The organism is Flavobacterium sp. 28YEA47A (assembly GCF_041262125.1).
In the GTDB taxonomy this organism is placed as follows: Bacteria; Bacteroidota; Bacteroidia; order Flavobacteriales; family Flavobacteriaceae; genus Flavobacterium.
This window is the reverse complement of sequence record NZ_JBGCCI010000008.1, coordinates 15,980-33,636: the sequence shown is the minus strand read 5'-3', so window position 1 is coordinate 33,636 and position 17,657 is coordinate 15,980. Positions and strand designations below refer to the sequence as shown.

Below are 17,657 nucleotides of genomic sequence, written 5' to 3'. Positions count from 1 at the left end.
AGCTCTATAAGATTTTGATTTTTTTGAACGCGGATGCCACAGATTACACAGATTTACACAGGTTTTTTTAAGAAGTAGCTAAGAATCCGCGAAATCGGCGAAATCGACAAAATCCGCGTTCTTAAAAGGTACATGATATTGTAAAAAAAATGCCTTTATAGTCCTGTTCGGAACTAAAAAGGCATTGCGGTTTATATTTAGGTTGATTAGTTTGCTAAAGCAATAGATTTGTCTAGTATTCCTAATTCTTCCATACAGGTTCTCATCATGGAATAGGTCCTTTCGATATCATTGTCCAAACCAATTGAAAAACGAATTAGTCCATCAGTCAATCCCATTTCAGCCTGTTCTTCCAAAGGAATTTCGCTTGATGTAGAAGTTCCAGGTGCGCTGAATAAGGTTTTATAAAACCCTAAACTTACAGCTAGATAGCCCAGATTTCGCTGTTGCATCAATTCCATCAGTTCGTTTGCCTTGTCGAGTGTACCTACGTCAATTGTCATCATTCCTCCAAAACCATATTCAGGATTAATCATGTTTTTGTATAATTCGTGGCTCGGATGGCTTTTTAATCCAGGATAAACTGTTTTTAATCCATCTTTCTCAAACTTTTCAGCAAGATAAAGAGCATTGTGACTATGCTGTTTGATTCGGATATGAAGCGTTCTTAGGTTTTTCATAACGCTTGCTGAACGGAGACTGTCCATTGTAGGTCCCAAAAGCATACTTGCGCCATTGTTTACATTTTTCAAGCTATTTACGAATTCCTGCGAAGCACAAGCTACACCACCAACCGTATCACTACTTCCATTGATGTATTTTGTCAAACTATGAATTACGATATCCGCACCTAACTTTGCCGGAGCAACAGACAACGGAGAAAAAGTATTATCGACTACTAACTTGATGTTGTGTTTTTTTGCAATCTTAGCCAAACCAGCAATATCAGCAACTTCCAGAAGCGGATTGCTGACAGTTTCACAGTAAAGGACTTTAGTATCAGGCGTAATAGAGGCTTCAACGACATCTAACTTTGTAATGTCTACAAACGTAGTCTTGATACCGAATTTAGGTGTAAAATTCTTTAAGAAAGCATAAGTACCGCCGTAGATTGTTCTGCTGGAAACAATATGGTCGCCCATACCGCATAATTGCAATAATGTTGGCGTAATCGCACCCATACCGGAAGCAGCCACATTAGCAGATTCTGTACCTTCCATAGCAGCCAATGCCTTGTCAAGATATAGGTTACTCGGTGAGGAATGACGGGAATATAGGTAGCAGCCTTCGGCATTGCCTTCAAAAGTGTCAAACATGGTTTTTGCCGACAAAAATGTATAAGTAGAAGAATCAGAAATAGAAGGATTGACACCTCCAAATTCTCCAAAATATTGTAAGTCTTGAATATTGTCTGCTGGATTGAAATCTTTCATATGAATGGTAATAGTTAAGAATAAAATAGATACCAAAAAAACAATCAAATAAATAATAAATCAATAATAGGCTTAAAATTTAGATTATTAAACTATAAATAGTAGTTTTGATAGTTTTTTTAACCAAATGATATTATAAATTTTTTTATAAACCGAAAATCCATCAACAATGATATTAGATGTTACAGACAAAAAACTTTTAAAACTTCTACAGGAAGATTCTAAGCGAACCACTAAAGAGCTTTCACTGAAACTGGATCTTTCTGTTACGGCAGTTTATGAACGCATAAAAAAGCTTGAAAGAGAAGGAATTGTAAAAAAATATGTGGCTCTTCTTGACAGGAATTCCATTCAAAAAGGATTTGTTGTTTTCTGTCACCTGAAATTGATGCAACATACTAAAGAATTTATTTCCCAGTTTGAGAAAGAGGTCGTACAGCTCAATGAAGTTCTGGAGTGTTTCCATGTGAGTGGAGATTATGACTATATATTGAAAATCTGTGTAGAAAATATGGAAGAGTATAGAGAGTTTATGGTTACAAAATTGACAAACCTACAGCATATTGGCAGTACGCATAGTACGTTTATGATTGGTGAAGTTAAGAACACCACCGCTTTTGTTTTTTGATTTTAAAAAGCTAAATAAACGCTAATGTGTTTGTAATCATTGGTTTTTAAATGTTAAAAAGCTATTTTTGAGAGAACCACAAAAAGCTTTATATGCAAAATCAATTACAACAAGCCACAGTTGACAAATATGTAATCAATCCGTTAAAATCATTTATAAGCAATTCTGTTATGGGTGGTGTAGTGCTTTTGGGTGCTGCCATTATCGCTATTATTTTAGCAAATTCGCCGTGGTCAGAATCATTTTTAGGATTTTGGAAAAACAGAATATCGATTGGGTTTAATGATACTGTTTTTTTAGATTATGATTTGCATCATTGGATTAACGATGGTCTGATTTCTATATTCTTTTTTGTTTTGGGATTGGAGCTGAAAAGAGAAATGGTAGATGGTCAATTGTCGGGTGTCAGAAATGCAATCCTGCCCATTATAGTAGGGATTTCCGGAATGATTTTTCCCGCACTTATTTTTTTTCTTTTTAACGGGTCTGATACCGAAGTAATCAAGGGTTGGGGAATCCCTATGGCCTGTGATATTGCTTTTGTGCTGGGAATTTTATATTTATTAGGTGATAAGGTTCCGGTGTCTGTGAAGATATTTTTTACAGCTTTTGGAATTGTGGATGATATTGGTGCTGTTTTAGTGATTGCCTTAGTCTATACCAATGAAATTTCGTTGTGGAGCTTGGGATTAGGACTACTCTTTTTTGTTTTGCTGATTTTAGCCAATAAGGTAGGAGTCAGGAGCACACTCTTTTACGGTATAGTAGGTATTATTGGAGTATGGATTCCCTTTTTGCTTTCGGGTGTCCATGCCACAATAGCTGCCGTGTTAGTGGCTTTTACCATTCCTGCTACTACTAAAATAAGTGAAAAGGGTTTCCTGTCTAAAATAAAATCATATTCAGGAGAACTAGACGAAGCGGAATCGTTCTCCGGTGTTACACTGACTAAAAAGCAGTTATCTATTATAAAAAAAATGAAATCTATGACAAAACATGCTACGCCACCATTGCAGCGTCTTGAGCATAGTCTACATCCTGTCGTTTCTTTTATCGTTATGCCAATTTTTGCTTTGGCAAATGCAGGAGTTGTATTTGATATTGACTTTGCAGATTTGTTTTCAAATAATATCTTTTTTGGTATAGTGGCAGGACTGATAATAGGAAAGTTTCTTGGGATTTTTGGAATTACGTTTTTGTTGCTTAAGCTGAAAGTGGTAAAGCTCCCAAAGAAAATGACTGTCCATCACCTTTTGGGTATCAGCATTTTATCCGGAATTGGTTTTACGATGTGTCTTTTTATAACGACACTTGCTTATGATACTCAGCAACATGTTACACAGGCCAAGATAGCTATATTTGCCGCTTCTATATTAGCCGGAATTTCAGGATATATTTTGCTTAATCGAAAACCTAAAAACGAAACGGGCAGGATTAATGTTTAATATATAGTTTAATGAGTAGCAGTCTGATTATTATATATTTATTTTGTTAAAGTTTTAAAGTATGTGGAAAATCGTAAAAATAAAAAAACGTAAATGATTATATTTGAGATTATTAACTTAACCACATTATTGTTATGAAAACAAACATTTTAAACATCGCTGGAGTAGAAGTACTCTCAAAAGAAAACTTAAAAGCAATTAGAGGACAAGAGTCGGTAGATATGTCTATAGATTTGTCTTTATGTGGCTGCTCGTGTAGTGGTGCTGTTACAGGTCCTAAATATTGCGTTTATTATATTGGCTGCCCGCAAGTATACACCTGTGGACAATCGGCAATATAACAGATAAAAAAAATAGAAGAGCTGCCCGGGAGAAATCTCGGGCAGTTTTTTTATCGCCTTCAAATTAAAAATAGGGGCTGTAGGCACTTTAAAAATGGCTGAAAGAAAGGAAGAAAACTTTTAAACGACGAAGCGCTTCCTAGAACAAAAAAACTTCCTTAATTTTGTGTCACAAATTTTAAAAACACAAAAAAACTATATATCATGAGTTCATTTGACGTAGTCGTTATAGGTTCAGGGCCTGGTGGATATGTTGCTGCAATCCGTGCTGCACAATTAGGTTTCAACACCGCAATCATTGAAAAATACAGCACTTTAGGAGGTACTTGCCTGAACGTTGGATGTATTCCGTCAAAAGCATTGCTTGATTCTTCCCATCATTATTATGATGCTGTTTCACATTTCAAGGAACACGGAATCGAAATTAGTGGAGAAATAAAATTCAGCATTGAGCAGATGGTTGCCCGTAAAGGTAATGTAGTAGACCAGAACGTTTCGGGAATCAAATATCTGATGGATAAAAACAAAATTACTGTTTTCCAGGGAGTTGGTTCTTTTGAAGATGCAACACACATCAATGTAGCCAAAGCTGACGGTTCGTCTGAAACTCTTGAAGCAAAATATACGATTATCGCAACCGGATCAAAACCATCTACTTTGCCATTCATCAAAATTGACAAAGAAAGAATTATCACATCAACAGAAGCTTTGAATCTGAAAGAAGTTCCAAAGCACCTGATTGTTATTGGTGGTGGAGTTATTGGTTTGGAATTAGGTCAGGTATACCTACGTTTAGGAGCTCAGGTTTCTGTAGTTGAATATTTAGACCGAATCATTCCGGGTATGGATGCAGGCTTGTCAAAAGAATTAACAAAAGTTTTGAAAAAGCAAGGAATGAAATTTTATACCTCACACAAAGTAAAATCAGTTGAAAGAAACGGTGAAGGTGTTCAGGTACAGGCAGAAAATGCAAAAGGAGAAACTATTACGCTTGATGGTGATTACTCTTTAGTATCTGTAGGGCGTCGTCCGTATACTGACGGATTAAATGCTGAAAAAGTAGGTGTGAAAATTACAGAAAGAGGACAGATTGAAGTAAATGACCATTTACAGACTTCAGTTTCGAATATTTATGCAATTGGTGATGTAATCAAAGGCGCTATGTTGGCTCACAAGGCTGAAGAAGAAGGTGTATTTGTAGCAGAAACTCTTGCAGGACAAAAACCACATATTGATTACAACCTGATTCCTGGAGTTGTATATACTTGGCCTGAAGTTGCTGCTGTTGGAAAAACAGAAGAGCAATTGAAAGAAGCAGGAGTAGAGTACAAAGCAGGCAGTTTCCCATTCAAAGCATTAGGACGTTCTCGTGCAAGTGGTGATACAGACGGTTTTGTAAAAATCCTTGCCGATGCTAAAACAGATGAAGTTTTAGGAATCCATATGATTGGTGCCAGAACAGCCGATTTGATTGCTGAAGCAGTTACAGCAATGGAATTTAAAGCTTCTGCCGAAGATATTGCAAGAATGAGTCACGCCCACCCAACGTATGCGGAAGCTGTAAAAGAAGCGGCACTAGCTGCAACCGACAACAGGTCTATTCATATGTAATAGTTCGGAAATACTATAAAAAAGCCTGTTTCTTAAAGAAACGGGCTTTTTTATGCCTGATAATGCTTTTAAATAGCAATTATTTTTCCAACTAAATCGTAATTTTGCCTTAAACAAAAGCATACTTGAGAACATCCGTTATAGTAGAGGTCCAAAACCCAAAAGAATTCAAACAGCAACTTTTAGGCTGGTCCGGACAATTCCGTGAAGCACTGTTTTTAGACAGTAATGATTATAGCCAAAGTTACACTTCCTTTGATGCAGTACTTGCTGTCGATGCTTTTACGTCAATACAAACGGACGAGCATAATGCTTTTGAAGACCTAAAGCAATACCAGCAAACTACAAAAGATTGGCTTTTTGGCTATTTGTCCTATGATTTGAAAAATGATACGGAAGATCTTGTGTCTGCCAATTTTGATGGACTGCATTTTCCGGATCTCTTTTTCTTCCAGCCTAAAAAACTTTTTTTCTTGAAAGGAAATCAACTTGAAATTTGTTATCTCAATATGTGCGATGATGAAATAAGGGAAGATTTGGAAGAAATCAAAGAACAGGCTATTTCGGAAAGTCATAATCCAGATAAGGCAGGAGAAAAATTAAAAATCCAGCAGCGTATTTCTGAAGAAAGATATTTAGAAAAGGTTTCGGATATGCTGTCGCATATCCATAGAGGCGATATTTACGAAGCCAATTTCTGTATGGAGTTTTTTGCTGAAAACGCAACAATTGACCCTATTGTGACCTATAAAAGTTTAAATGAAATTTCGGAACCACCATTTGCTGTATTTTTTAAAAATAACAAACAGTATCTTTTATCAGCTTCACCAGAAAGATACCTGCGAAAAGAGACTGACAAGATCATTTCACAACCAATAAAAGGAACGGCAAAAAGGCATACTGATTCCGAAATAGATGAAGATATAAAACAAAATTTGCTGTCCAATGAAAAAGAACGCTCGGAAAACATAATGATTGTTGACCTGGTGCGAAACGATTTATCACGAACAGCTGCAAAAGCTTCTGTTACTGTTGAGGAATTATGCGGAGCTTATACTTTTAAACAAGTACATCATCTAATTTCAACGGTAGTTTCAAAAGCGGAAAAGGAAAAATCTGCGGTAGAAATAATCAAGACTACTTTTCCAATGGGAAGCATGACGGGTGCTCCTAAAATATCTGCCATGAAAATTATTGAAGACCTGGAAGAGACCAAACGTGGACTTTATAGTGGGGCTGTAGGATATTTTACACCGGAAAATGATTTTGATTTTAATGTAGTCATCCGAAGCATATTGTACAATCAGCAAAACGGATATGTTTCTTTTTCTGTTGGAAGTGCGATAACCTCGTTGTCTGTTCCAGAAAATGAATATGAAGAATGCCTGCTGAAAGCTAAAGCCATGCGTGAAGTATTGGAATAGTGATGCGCTAGGTATTCACTTTTCCTTTTTATATCTTTGGGGATGCTTTTAGAATTTCAAAAACATTTAGCTGAAAACCTTGCTTTCTTAAAAGAAAAAAAACTACTGCTGGCACTTAGCGGCGGCCTTGATAGCATGGTTCTGGCACATTTGCTAAAAGAATCAGGCTGTACTGTGGTACTAGCACATTGCAATTTTCAACTTCGCGGAAATGAAAGCGATGGTGATGAAAAATTCATCCGAGATTTTGCTTTAGAAAATAATTTTAAATTATTTGTAACCCGTTTTGATACAGAAAGTTTTGCGTCTGATAATAAACTTTCAATTCAAGTAGCGGCTCGACAACTTCGATACATTTGGTTTTATCAACTGCTTGAAGAAAACAATCTCGATTATATACTCACGGCACATCATCTGGATGACAATCTGGAGACATTTTTGATTAATCTGACACGAGGTACGGGTCTTGATGGCTTAACGGGTATTCCTGTTCAGAATGATAAAATTGTGCGTCCGCTTTTGAATTTTAGCCGGGAAGAAATCCTAAATTTCGCTTCCGAGAATAAAATCGGGTGGAGGGAAGACAGTAGCAATTCATCAGACAAATATCTCAGGAATAAATTGCGACATGATATTGTCCCAATCTTGAAAAGCCTAAACTCTTCTTTTTTAGATTCCTTTCAAGATACACTAAATAGTTTACTGCAGGCAAAATCTTTAGCCGATGATGCTTCGGTTTTGGTATACAGGCAAGTTGTTTCCGAAAAAGAGAAGCAGAAGCATTTTGCTATTTCAGAACTGAAAAGGCTGCCCAATTATCAGGCTTACTTGTATGAATGGCTCAAGCCTTTCGGGTTCAGGGCATGGAAAGATATTTATGAACTTATTGAAGCCCAATCCGGTAAAATAATCTTGTCTGAAAACTATAGATTATTGAAAGATAGAGAACATCTTATCTTAGAACCAATTATAGAAAAAGATACTGCCATTTATGAAATAATTGGTGATGAAATTAAGTTGCCAATACACCTTAAAATATCGACTGCTGACCAAATAATAAAGCCTTCAGATTCCAATTCAATTTATGTAGATAAAGAAACGTTAAAGTTTCCATTGCATATCAGAAAATGGCAGGAAGGTGATTATTTTTGCCCTGCTGGGATTGATGGGAAGAAGAAAGTAAGCAAGTATTTTAAAGACGAGAAAATGTCTTTATCTGAAAAAGAAAATACATGGCTGCTGATTTCTGACCATAAGATTGTCTGGATTATAGGAAAGCGTTCAGACCAAAGATTTTATGCAACTAATACAACTCAACAAATATTAAAAATAGAGACCCTAAAATGAAAAAAATAAGCCTTCTGTTGTTCTTTTTCTTCGCCTTTGTTTCTTCTCATGCGCAGATTTTAGATCCTGTAAAATGGACTTCCAAAATTGAAAAACTATCCGATACAGAATACCTAATGACTTTTGATGGTGTAATCGAGCCAGAGTGGCATATGTATTCTCAATTTACGCCAGAAGGCGGTGCTTTGCCGTTAGAAGTATTAATGAATAATGGCGAGGGGAATTTTGAACCAGTAGGAAAAGCAGATGAAAGCAAAACAAAGACAGCATTCAATGATGTTTTTAAAGTAGACGAGATATTTTTTGAAAATACGGTACAACTAAAGCAGAAGATTAAGATTACTAATAAAGACAACAATCTTGTCCAGATTGAATTATCATATCAGGTATGTAAGAAAGTCTGCATCCAGCAAAATAAATACTTTGAGTTTGATCTGAAAAGCCTTGCTGCTCAAGAAGTCAAAACTTTTTCTGAACCGGTCGTTAACGACGTGAAAAAAAAGGAAGCGACAGTAACAGTACAAAAGCCCGCAAAAGAGACTGAAAAAGGACTTCTGTCTATTTTTCTAATTGCTTTTTTCTCAGGTTTTGCTGCCTTACTAACGCCGTGTGTTTTTCCTATGATTCCGATGACGGTAAGTTTTTTTACCAAACAGAGCAAAACAAAATCACAAGGAATCAGGAATGCTATCTTATATGGTGTTTCTATCATTTTGATTTATGTGATATTAGGTTCATTGGTTACAGCAATTTTTGGAGCTGATGCTTTGAATGCACTTTCTACCAATGTGTGGTTTAACATCATTTTCTTTATTTTACTGGTGTTTTTTGCTACTTCTTTTTTAGGTGCCTTCGAAATTGTTTTACCTAATTCCTGGGCAAATAAAGTTGACAGACAGGCAGACAGAGGAGGTTTTATAGGTATCTTTTTTATGGCTTTAGCCTTGGCAATAGTTTCATTTTCCTGTACAGGACCTATTGTAGGATCACTTTTAGTGGAAGCTGCTTCTAAAGGCGGGATTGCGCCAATTGTAGGTATGGTAGGTTTCTCTTTGGCTTTGGCACTTCCATTTATGCTTTTTGCCTTATTCCCAGGCTGGATGAATTCACTTCCGAAATCTGGAGGATGGCTTAATACGGTTAAAGTTTCCTTAGGATTTCTAGAGTTGGCTTTTGCATTCAAATTTCTTTCAAAAGCAGATTTGGTTATGCAGACACATTTGCTTGAAAGAGAAGTGTTCTTGGCAATATGGATTGCAGTATTTGGTGCCTGGGCATTCTACTTATTTGGAAAGATAACATTGCCGCATGATAGTCCGCTGACGCATATTTCAGTAGGAAGATTTTCGTTAGGTCTCTTAGTGTTGTCGTTTACGATTTACCTTATTCCAGGGCTATGGGGTGCGCCGTTAAAAATTATTAGTGGTTTCCCGCCGTCTATAACGTATAGTGAGTCTCCCTATGGAGTTGGGAACTCCAAAGGAGGTGGAACTTCATCTGGTGAAGCACTTCCGGAAGGAGCAAAATTAGCGGTTCACGATATTGTAGCTTTTACAGATTATGAACAGGGAGTTGCCTATGCTAAAAAAGTAAATAAGCCAATTTTACTGGATTTTACCGGATTTGGCTGTGAAAACTGCCGTAAAATGGAAGACTTTGTATGGTCTGACAATAAGATACAGTCTATTCTTAAAAATGATGTCGTGCTGATTTCTTTATATGTTGATGAAAAGCAGGAGCTAGAAGAAGTTGAAAAATATATTTCTAAAGAAACTGGAAGAAAAATCAAAACCAAAGGAAATAAATGGAGTGATTTCCAAATCACAAGATATAAGGCAAATGCACAGCCTTATTATATTATTCTCGATTCTGAAGGAAATGATTTAAACGAAGGAGTAGGATATACTCCTGATAAAGAAGAATATGAAGTCTGGCTGAAATCAGGAATCTCTAAGCATAAAAAAGGGTGATCGCAAGATCACCTTTTTTTCTTTTAAGATGCAGATAGTTCTCGCGTTTGTCTTTTGAATCCGCTATCATTTTTGCAGATATCAACAATAGCTTGTTGTGTCCATGGAATAGTTGGGTTTGAACAGTATTGGTTACCGTTTTTGCAGGTAACAGTCCATACTTTATCAGTACCACCACTGATAGTTTTTTGTTCTGATTTTTTTAACTCAGTAACACCATTTAAATTTAAAACTTTTTCTAACATAAAAATTACATTTAAGAGTTATACATTCTCAGATATAATTTTTTATTAAACAAAAACCTACAAGAAAAAATATTTTTATTACTGATTTCCAATGAGTTTTCGGGCTGCAATTTGTACCGGATCCCAAACTGGTGAGAATGGTGGGGCATAAGATAAGTCCAAATCGATAATATTTCGTAACGTGAGTTTGTTCGTAAGGGCTACTGCTAATACGTCAATTCTTTTTGCTGCGCCTTCCTCTCCGATAATCTGTCCACCCAATAGTTTTCCTGTTTTTCTTTCGGCTATGAGCTTTACGCAGATATCTTTAGCATCAGGATAATAATGTGCTCTTGTTTTAGATTGTATGGTTGCTGTAATATAGTCTATCCCTAATGATTTTGCTTCCTTTTCCAGTAGTCCGGTTCGGGCTACTTCATAAGAACAGATTTTACAGACACCAGTGCCTACAATACCAGGAAAAGTAGCTTTTTGTCCCAGAATGTTTTTTCCGGCAATTACTCCGGTTTTATTTGCAACGGTTCCTAAGGATACATAAAACGGCTTTTTACTCACCAGATGGAAAGTTTCGGCACAATCGCCGGCAGACCATACGTTCCGGATATTGGTTCTTTGTGTCCTGGAAACTTTAACTGCGCCTTTTTCAGACAGTGCAATTTTTGAATTTTTAAGGAAAGCGGTATTCGGGCTTGTTCCCATTCCTAAAATGACGATATCGGCTTTTAGTTTTTGCTTATTGGTCACAACGGCAGAAACGGTATTGTTTTTTACTTCAAAATGTTTGAGCTCTTCTTTGAGATAAATCGTTACACCCAGTTTTTCCATAGTTTCCCGAATTGTCTTTCCCATGTCAGGATCAAGGGTATTCATGATTTCTTCAGAACGATTGATTAAAGAAACCTTCAGTCCTTTGATAAGAAGCGCTTCTGCCATTTCGAGTCCGATATAGCCACCACCAACAATCACGGCGTTTTTCGGTTTGGAGTTTTCTATAAACTCATTGATTTTTATTCCGCTTCTTAATGTAGAAACACCAAAAACACCATCAGTGTCCCTATTTTCTACGTCAGGACAATAGGCTTTTCCTCCGGTAGCAATCAGCAGTTTGTCATAACTTTCCCAGAATTGTGTTTTTTCAAGGCTGTTTTTTACCAGAACCCTATTTTTGTCCGTATCCACTTCAACTACTTCATGCAAGATACGGGCATCGATGTCATACTTTTTTTTGAATTGTTCTGGAGTTCGTATAATCAGTTCTTCTGAGGAACTTACTTTTCCTGAAATAAAATAGGGAATACCGCAAGCAGAATAGGAGGTGTATTCTGATTTTTCAAATACAATTATTTCAATTTCTTTGTCTTCCCGGCGCACTTTGGAAGCAGCGCTCATTCCGGCAGCATCGCCGCCTATTATAATAAGTTTCTGTTTTTTCATAAAATAAAATCAGCCAAGATGCTTAAATATAAACATTTTGGCTGATATAAAAAAGATAGGAAGAGATTTACTTTTTGAGGAATACTTCGAATTGGGTTCCTATGCCTAATTCTGATTCGATTTCTATTTTTCCGTTTAATTTTTGCACCATCTTTTGTACGGTTGAAAGTCCGATTCCGGTTCCTTTTGTTTCAAATCGGTCGGTTTTTCCTAAAGTTTCAAAAATATTGAAGATTTTATGATGATTAGCCTTGTCGATACCGCAGCCATTGTCTTTGATGGAAATGATATTATAATCTTCGGTTTCGGAAAAATCAATATGAATGATGCCTTTCGGCTTATCATTGTATTTTATACTGTTGCTTATCAGATTGTAAAAGATTTGCCCCAATGCCATTTTGTTCGAACGGATCTTATGGTTCTTTTCGGGAAGGACAAACTGGAACTCGTTTTTAGTATCTAATATGTCAATAAGATATTGCATAAAATCATTTAATCGGATGCTTTCATTTGTAATAACCTGTTCGTTATCATATTTATAATATTCAAGAATAGCATCAACCAGTTTTTTCAACTCTTCTGATGACTTGTATATATAACTAAGCATCTGCATTCCGTCTCCGTCAAGTTGGTCATGGTTGCTTTCCTGAAGTAGTTTGGTCAGCATCATGATGTTATTCAAAGGAGATTTGATGTCATGCGAAACAATAGAGGCAAACTGCTCTAAATCTTTGTATTTAGAAAGTAGCATGTTATGATTTTCCATCAATTGGAAATTCTTCTTTCTTAATTCCAATAGATTGATAACCTGATTGGCTAATTTTTCCAAGGCTAACAGCTGAAAATTATCCAAATTTCTGGGTTGATTATCAACAACGCATAACGAACCTAAGGCATAACCGTTGGGATCTACCAAAGGTACGCCTACATAGCAGCGAACATTTGGAAAGCCTATAACTGAAGGATTATCATAAAAACGATCGTCTTCCAATGAATCAGGAACAATCATCATTTCGCGTGGATTATTGAGCGTATGGGCACAAAAAGAGGTGTCTCGGGCTCCTTCAGAAAACTCAAGGCCAATTTTCGATTTGAACCATTGACGGTCCTTATCAACTAGCGTAATTGTTGAAATTGGGGTATGGCAGATTTCTGATGCAAGCTTAACTATGTCGTCGAAATCTTTTTCCGGAGCGCTGTCTAATATTTTATAGGCCAACAAGGCATCAAGACGCTCCTTTTCATTGTGTGGTATTTGAGGAGAAATCATCGGAAGCGAATAATAGGTTGTTTATTATACTTATACGAAAAAAATGGGTTAATGGTTTTTTAGTTTTTTAATAAAAACATAAAAATATTCTATTTATAATTCAGTTCAACATTTATTATTGAGTTTAACAGCTTTGTATTCAAAATTTTTCCTGCTTCTAAATAGGAAATTTAGTATTTTAGTGTAATTAATTTATATACGCCATGTTAGTAAAAGTTTATGGAAGCGCCGTTTTTGGTGTTGAAGCCACAACAATCACCATTGAAGTAAATATAGATAAAGGCATAGGCTACCATTTGGTAGGACTTCCTGATAATGCCATCAAAGAAAGCAGCTATCGCATTGCTGCGGCATTAAAAAACAATGGCTACCAACTGCCGGGAAAGAAAATCACTATCAACATGGCTCCAGCCGATCTTAGGAAAGAAGGTTCTGCCTATGATCTTACTTTGGCTATTGGTATTCTTGTCGCTTCGGGACAATTACAGTCTGATGAGGTTGACCGTTATATTATCATGGGTGAGCTTTCACTAGACGGAAGCCTGCAATCCATACGTGGTGCTTTGCCCATTGCAATTAAGGCGAAAGAAGAAGGCTTTAAAGGTTTTTTTCTGCCAAAGCAGAACCTGAAAGAAGCTGCAATTGTTTCGGATTTAGAGGTGTATGGAGTAGAAAATGTACAGGAAGTTATTGACTTTTTTGAAGGGAAAGGAAATATTCAACCTGCTATTTTTGACACCAGAGAAGAGTTTTATAAGACGTTAGACTTTCCGGAATCTGATTTTAGCGACGTAAAAGGGCAGGAGTCCATCAAACGTTGCATGGAAATTGCTGCTGCCGGAGGGCATAACATCATATTGATAGGGCCACCTGGTGCCGGAAAAACAATGTTAGCGAAACGTTTGCCAAGTATATTACCACCTATGACATTGCGTGAAGCGCTTGAAACTACAAAAATTCATAGTGTTGCCGGAAAAGTAAAAGAAGCCGGACTGATGAACCAGCGGCCGTTTCGAAGTCCGCATCACACCATATCAAACGTGGCTTTGGTTGGAGGCGGTAGCTATCCGCAACCCGGAGAAATTTCAATGGCCCATAATGGCGTCTTATTTTTGGATGAATTGCCAGAATTTAAACGGGAAGTATTAGAAGTCATGCGCCAACCTTTGGAAGATAGGGAAGTTACTATTTCAAGAGCCAAATTTACGATAACGTATCCGTCATCGTTTATGTTGGTTGCCAGTATGAATCCAAGTCCAAGCGGATTTTTTAATAATTCTGAATCTTCTATTTCGTCATCTCCCCATGAAACGAGCCGTTATCTGAACAAGATTTCGGGCCCGTTGCTGGACAGAATTGATATCCATATTGAAGTAACGCCAGTTCCTTTTGACAAGTTATCTGAAGAAAGAAAAGCAGAAAGTAGTGCCAGTATCCGGGAACGAGTCATTAAGGCAAGAGAAATTCAAGTACAACGGTTTTCAAACTATGAAAAAGTAAATTACAATGCGCAGATGTCTACACGCCTGATACGCGAGTTTTGTATATTAGATGAAAATTCAAAACAGTTACTAAAATCAGCTATGGAAAGACTTAATCTTTCAGCTAGAGCCTATGATCGGATATTAAAAGTGGCGCGTACAATAGCCGATTTAGAGAATGTTACAGACATAGCTTCTCATCATATTGCAGAAGCAATTCAATACAGAAGCCTGGATAGGGAAGGTTGGTTGGGATGATAATTCTAAACAGCTTAAATAGTGTCTATTTGTAAAAATCTATTTCTTTTGCTAGCATATTATTGATTACTTCGTGTTTTTCTTCATTATAGATCGATGGAAAAGAGTTTTTTACGTCTCTTAGCTTTTTCTGAATTTTAATTAATAAAGGCAAAGGTTTCCTTTCTCCTTTAAAAATAAACCCAACTCTATCATTATCAAATAAATCATAAGCGATGGCGGTATCGATAGAAGAAAATATATAAGAAAATAAAAGACTTCGTTGGTTTAAAATGGAACTAATATCATCAATATAGTGCCAGCTTTGTTCATCGGATAGTGCATTTGCTAATATTTCTTTTTCATCCAAATCCCAATTTTCCAATTCATTCTGTAAATTCAGCCAGGAGTTTTCTGTATATCTTATGAGTATAAAAAATAGCTCATTATTGCCATTTCCTAATGCCCAATAATCAGAATCCCGGTCTTTATATTCTTGAATATAGTGTAATATTTCAGATTTTCTGCTCATGCTTACGATTTAGCATTTATTATGCCAAATTAAATCAAATTTATTTCAAGATGGATATCAAGAGGTTCAAGCTCAAATAAATCCAAATCAATTTGTTTGGCGATAACAGCACCTTCATTCCTGTAAAAATCTACAGTTGCTTTGGTAGGTGTGGCGGAAATATAGAGTTTTTTTGCTCCAAAATCCAATGCGATTTTTTTACATTTTTCTACTAGCTTATGGCCAATTCTTTTTCCTCTGTAATTCGAGCTCACATATAAGATATCCATTTTACAATATTCCGAATGAATTCCTCTTTTTTTATTCTCAACAGAAGCCACACCTGCTATGTTTTCGCCATCAAAAGCACCAATAATTTTTCCGCCTTCTGAAAGGATACGGTTTTGTGATTCGATAATATATTCTAATTCTTTCGGTTCAAAAGCAGTCACCACACAATGTTCAGGTTTAAGAACAAGTTCTCCGTTTGTGTATTCGTAGATTTCATGAATTGTTTCTGAACGATCAATTTCTTTGATTATAATCAATTCAGCCTTTTTTAGTTCTCTAAAAGTAAGTTCCATACTCATTTTTCAAATATAAGAGATGTACAGTCATAAAAAAAGATCCAGTTTTGGATCTTTTTTGTTTTCTATTTCTTATCTGTGTCTGTCAAATTTGTTTTTCCTTTTTTTAATAGGAAGTATAAAACATGTCCGGCAAAAAATATAAACTGTGCTGTAAAAATATCGTAGAAATTACCGGCTAAATCCTGATGTCCATTTATGAAAAGCATCGTTGTGGCGGTCAGAAATATAAATTGAATGATGCTCCAAATTAAAATTGTTTTCATGGCTTTTATTTATCTGGTTATTAATTGCTTATTTTTCAAATATAGGATATATATATACATAAAAAAAGGATTCAATTGAATCCTTTTTCTTTTATCGTATTTCAGCAAAAGTATCGCCTTGCTTTATGTCTCCGGTTTTAAATCCTTTATTAAACCAATACATTCGCTGTTCTGATGTTCCGTGCGTAAATGAATCGGGAACAACCTGTCCTTGCATTTTCTTTTGAATAGCATCATCACCCACGGCATTTGCGGCACTTAAGGCTTCTTCGATATCACCAGGTTCCAGGATCTGTTTCATTTGTTCGTTATAATGTGTCCAAACACCAGCATAAAAATCAGCCTGCAGTTCTAAGGCTACGGAAAGCTTATTGGCTTCGGCTTCACTCAGTCCTTGCTGCATCTGTCTCATTTTGGCTGAAGTTCCTAATAGTGTCTGTACGTGATGGCCAATTTCATGAGCTACTACATAGGCCACTGCAAAATCGCCTCCTTTGGCTCCAAATTTTGATTTTAATTCATCAAAGAAAGTCATGTCCATATACACTTTCTGGTCGCCCGGACAATAAAACGGGCCGGAAGCTGAGCTGGCACCACCACAGGCAGTACTTACTTGTCCGCTAAATAAAACCAGTTTAGGGGCCTTATAAGTCCAACCGTTTTCTTTAAAAATTTTCGTCCAGACATCTAAATTGTCTATAAGCAAAGCATTAATAAATTCTCCTTCTTCTTTTTCTTTAGCTGTCAGTTCTCTGGACTCAGTAGGAGCTGACTGACCTTGCTGCATCTGTTCTAAAATAGGAGCCAGATTCTGGGCGCTTTCTCCACCAAACATATTTATTAATAAGATAATAATTCCAATCAGTCCGCCACCGGCAACTACTTTGCCTGTTGAACCCAGACCTCGTCTGTCTTCCAGATCGTCACTTTTTCTTCTGCCTTGCCATTTCATGATTTTCGGTTTTTATACAAATTAAATACTTTTTTGAATAAAAAATAAATATTTATGAGTATGGCCTAATAAATCTTTTTTATTTGTTACTAATTCAACTAATAAGATACCTGTTCCAAACCTGATCTCCTAATTTCTGAATACCATAACCTAAATTTTCAGTTTCTATTTTTTGAGAGGAATTATCTTCAAACGTCAGGTGAAGGCATATTTTTTGGTTTTCTTCACAGACATTCCACGTGCCCTTGTATTCTTGAGTATTCTTATTGGGTAGATAGAGACCTCCGCCAGATACGCTGCTAAAGGATTCCAGAATATAGAGTACGGTAAAGTCAGGATATAAAAAAATAGCATATTTTGTTTCTTCATACCAGCCGCCGCCGGAATAATCTTTATCGCTGTTTGCTTTTTCAAGACGCAAGACTCTATTAGATAAAACAGCTTTCATTTGGTTTATTGCTGGGTTCATAGTATA

Annotated in this window: 17 protein-coding genes; 8 read left to right on the top strand and 9 right to left on the bottom strand. The window is 36.3% G+C overall.

All coding sequences use genetic code 11. From position 1 onward, the window contains the following. Positions 1-206: 206 nt before the first annotated feature. The gene (locus tag ABH942_RS12390) at positions 207-1,433 is read right to left on the bottom strand and encodes an aminotransferase class I/II-fold pyridoxal phosphate-dependent enzyme (RefSeq protein ID WP_370032408.1); all 1,227 of its coding nucleotides are present in this window, start codon (positions 1,431-1,433) and stop codon (positions 207-209) included. 169 nt (positions 1,434-1,602) lie between these two features. Between ABH942_RS12390 and ABH942_RS12385 the strand changes: the two genes are divergently transcribed. From ABH942_RS12385 to ABH942_RS12355, 7 genes are all read left to right on the top strand, one after another. Beyond that, the gene (locus tag ABH942_RS12385) at positions 1,603-2,061 is read left to right on the top strand and encodes an Lrp/AsnC family transcriptional regulator (RefSeq protein ID WP_370032406.1); all 459 of its coding nucleotides are present in this window, start codon (positions 1,603-1,605) and stop codon (positions 2,059-2,061) included. A gap of 92 nt (positions 2,062-2,153) precedes the next feature. After that, on the top strand, positions 2,154-3,506 hold the full coding sequence (nhaA, locus tag ABH942_RS12380; protein ID WP_370032404.1) for a Na+/H+ antiporter NhaA: 1,353 nt from the start codon (positions 2,154-2,156) through the stop codon (positions 3,504-3,506). Positions 3,507-3,640: 134 nt separating this feature from the next. Further along, positions 3,641-3,847 carry a hypothetical protein gene (locus ABH942_RS12375; RefSeq protein ID WP_370032402.1) on the top strand — a complete coding sequence of 69 codons (207 nt, stop codon included), beginning with the start codon at positions 3,641-3,643 and terminating at the stop codon, positions 3,845-3,847. A 204-nt stretch (positions 3,848-4,051) separates the two neighbouring features. Then, positions 4,052-5,458, top strand: coding sequence for a dihydrolipoyl dehydrogenase (gene lpdA, locus ABH942_RS12370; RefSeq protein WP_370032400.1), 1,407 nt, complete (start codon positions 4,052-4,054; stop codon positions 5,456-5,458). 125 nt (positions 5,459-5,583) lie between these two features. After that, the gene (locus ABH942_RS12365) at positions 5,584-6,882 is read left to right on the top strand and encodes an anthranilate synthase component I family protein (RefSeq protein ID WP_370032398.1); all 1,299 of its coding nucleotides are present in this window, start codon (positions 5,584-5,586) and stop codon (positions 6,880-6,882) included. Between the two features lie 42 nt (positions 6,883-6,924). Next, complete coding sequence (gene tilS / locus ABH942_RS12360; RefSeq protein WP_370032396.1) at positions 6,925-8,229, top strand: tRNA lysidine(34) synthetase TilS; 1,305 nt, start codon at positions 6,925-6,927, stop codon at positions 8,227-8,229. Continuing rightward, on the top strand, positions 8,226-10,199 hold the full coding sequence (locus ABH942_RS12355; RefSeq protein ID WP_370032394.1) for a cytochrome c biogenesis protein CcdA: 1,974 nt from the start codon (positions 8,226-8,228) through the stop codon (positions 10,197-10,199). The genes tilS and ABH942_RS12355 overlap by 4 nt, the downstream gene beginning before the upstream one ends. A gap of 23 nt (positions 10,200-10,222) precedes the next feature. Here ABH942_RS12355 and ABH942_RS12350 read toward each other — a convergent pair whose 3' ends face one another. The 3 genes from ABH942_RS12350 to ABH942_RS12340 form a co-directional block, all read right to left on the bottom strand. Further along, the gene (locus tag ABH942_RS12350) at positions 10,223-10,444 is read right to left on the bottom strand and encodes a hypothetical protein (RefSeq protein WP_370032392.1); all 222 of its coding nucleotides are present in this window, start codon (positions 10,442-10,444) and stop codon (positions 10,223-10,225) included. 78 nt (positions 10,445-10,522) lie between these two features. Next, the gene (locus tag ABH942_RS12345) at positions 10,523-11,878 is read right to left on the bottom strand and encodes a CoA-disulfide reductase (RefSeq protein WP_370032391.1); all 1,356 of its coding nucleotides are present in this window, start codon (positions 11,876-11,878) and stop codon (positions 10,523-10,525) included. A gap of 67 nt (positions 11,879-11,945) precedes the next feature. Further along, entirely contained in the window at positions 11,946-13,148 is a 1,203-nt protein-coding gene (locus tag ABH942_RS12340; protein ID WP_370032389.1) for an ATP-binding protein, read from the bottom strand. A gap of 203 nt (positions 13,149-13,351) precedes the next feature. Here ABH942_RS12340 and ABH942_RS12335 point away from each other — a divergent pair, with 203 nt between their 5' ends. Then, positions 13,352-14,887 carry a YifB family Mg chelatase-like AAA ATPase gene (locus ABH942_RS12335; RefSeq protein ID WP_370032387.1) on the top strand — a complete coding sequence of 512 codons (1,536 nt, stop codon included), beginning with the start codon at positions 13,352-13,354 and terminating at the stop codon, positions 14,885-14,887. 25 nt (positions 14,888-14,912) lie between these two features. On the opposite strand, the gene ABH942_RS12330 is transcribed toward ABH942_RS12335, so the two are convergent. The 5 genes from ABH942_RS12330 to ABH942_RS12310 form a co-directional block, all read right to left on the bottom strand. Further along, entirely contained in the window at positions 14,913-15,398 is a 486-nt protein-coding gene (locus ABH942_RS12330) for a hypothetical protein (RefSeq protein WP_370032385.1), read from the bottom strand. A gap of 29 nt (positions 15,399-15,427) precedes the next feature. Continuing rightward, the gene (locus tag ABH942_RS12325; RefSeq protein ID WP_370032383.1) at positions 15,428-15,961 is read right to left on the bottom strand and encodes a GNAT family N-acetyltransferase; all 534 of its coding nucleotides are present in this window, start codon (positions 15,959-15,961) and stop codon (positions 15,428-15,430) included. 68 nt (positions 15,962-16,029) lie between these two features. Continuing rightward, positions 16,030-16,230 carry a hypothetical protein gene (locus tag ABH942_RS12320; protein WP_370032381.1) on the bottom strand — a complete coding sequence of 67 codons (201 nt, stop codon included), beginning with the start codon at positions 16,228-16,230 and terminating at the stop codon, positions 16,030-16,032. Positions 16,231-16,321: 91 nt separating this feature from the next. Then, positions 16,322-17,182 (bottom strand): neutral zinc metallopeptidase, encoded by an 861-nt coding sequence (locus ABH942_RS12315; RefSeq protein ID WP_370032379.1) that lies wholly within the window; start codon positions 17,180-17,182, stop codon positions 16,322-16,324. 94 nt (positions 17,183-17,276) lie between these two features. Beyond that, complete coding sequence (locus ABH942_RS12310; protein ID WP_370032378.1) at positions 17,277-17,651, bottom strand: hypothetical protein; 375 nt, start codon at positions 17,649-17,651, stop codon at positions 17,277-17,279. Positions 17,652-17,657: the final 6 nt, after the last annotated feature.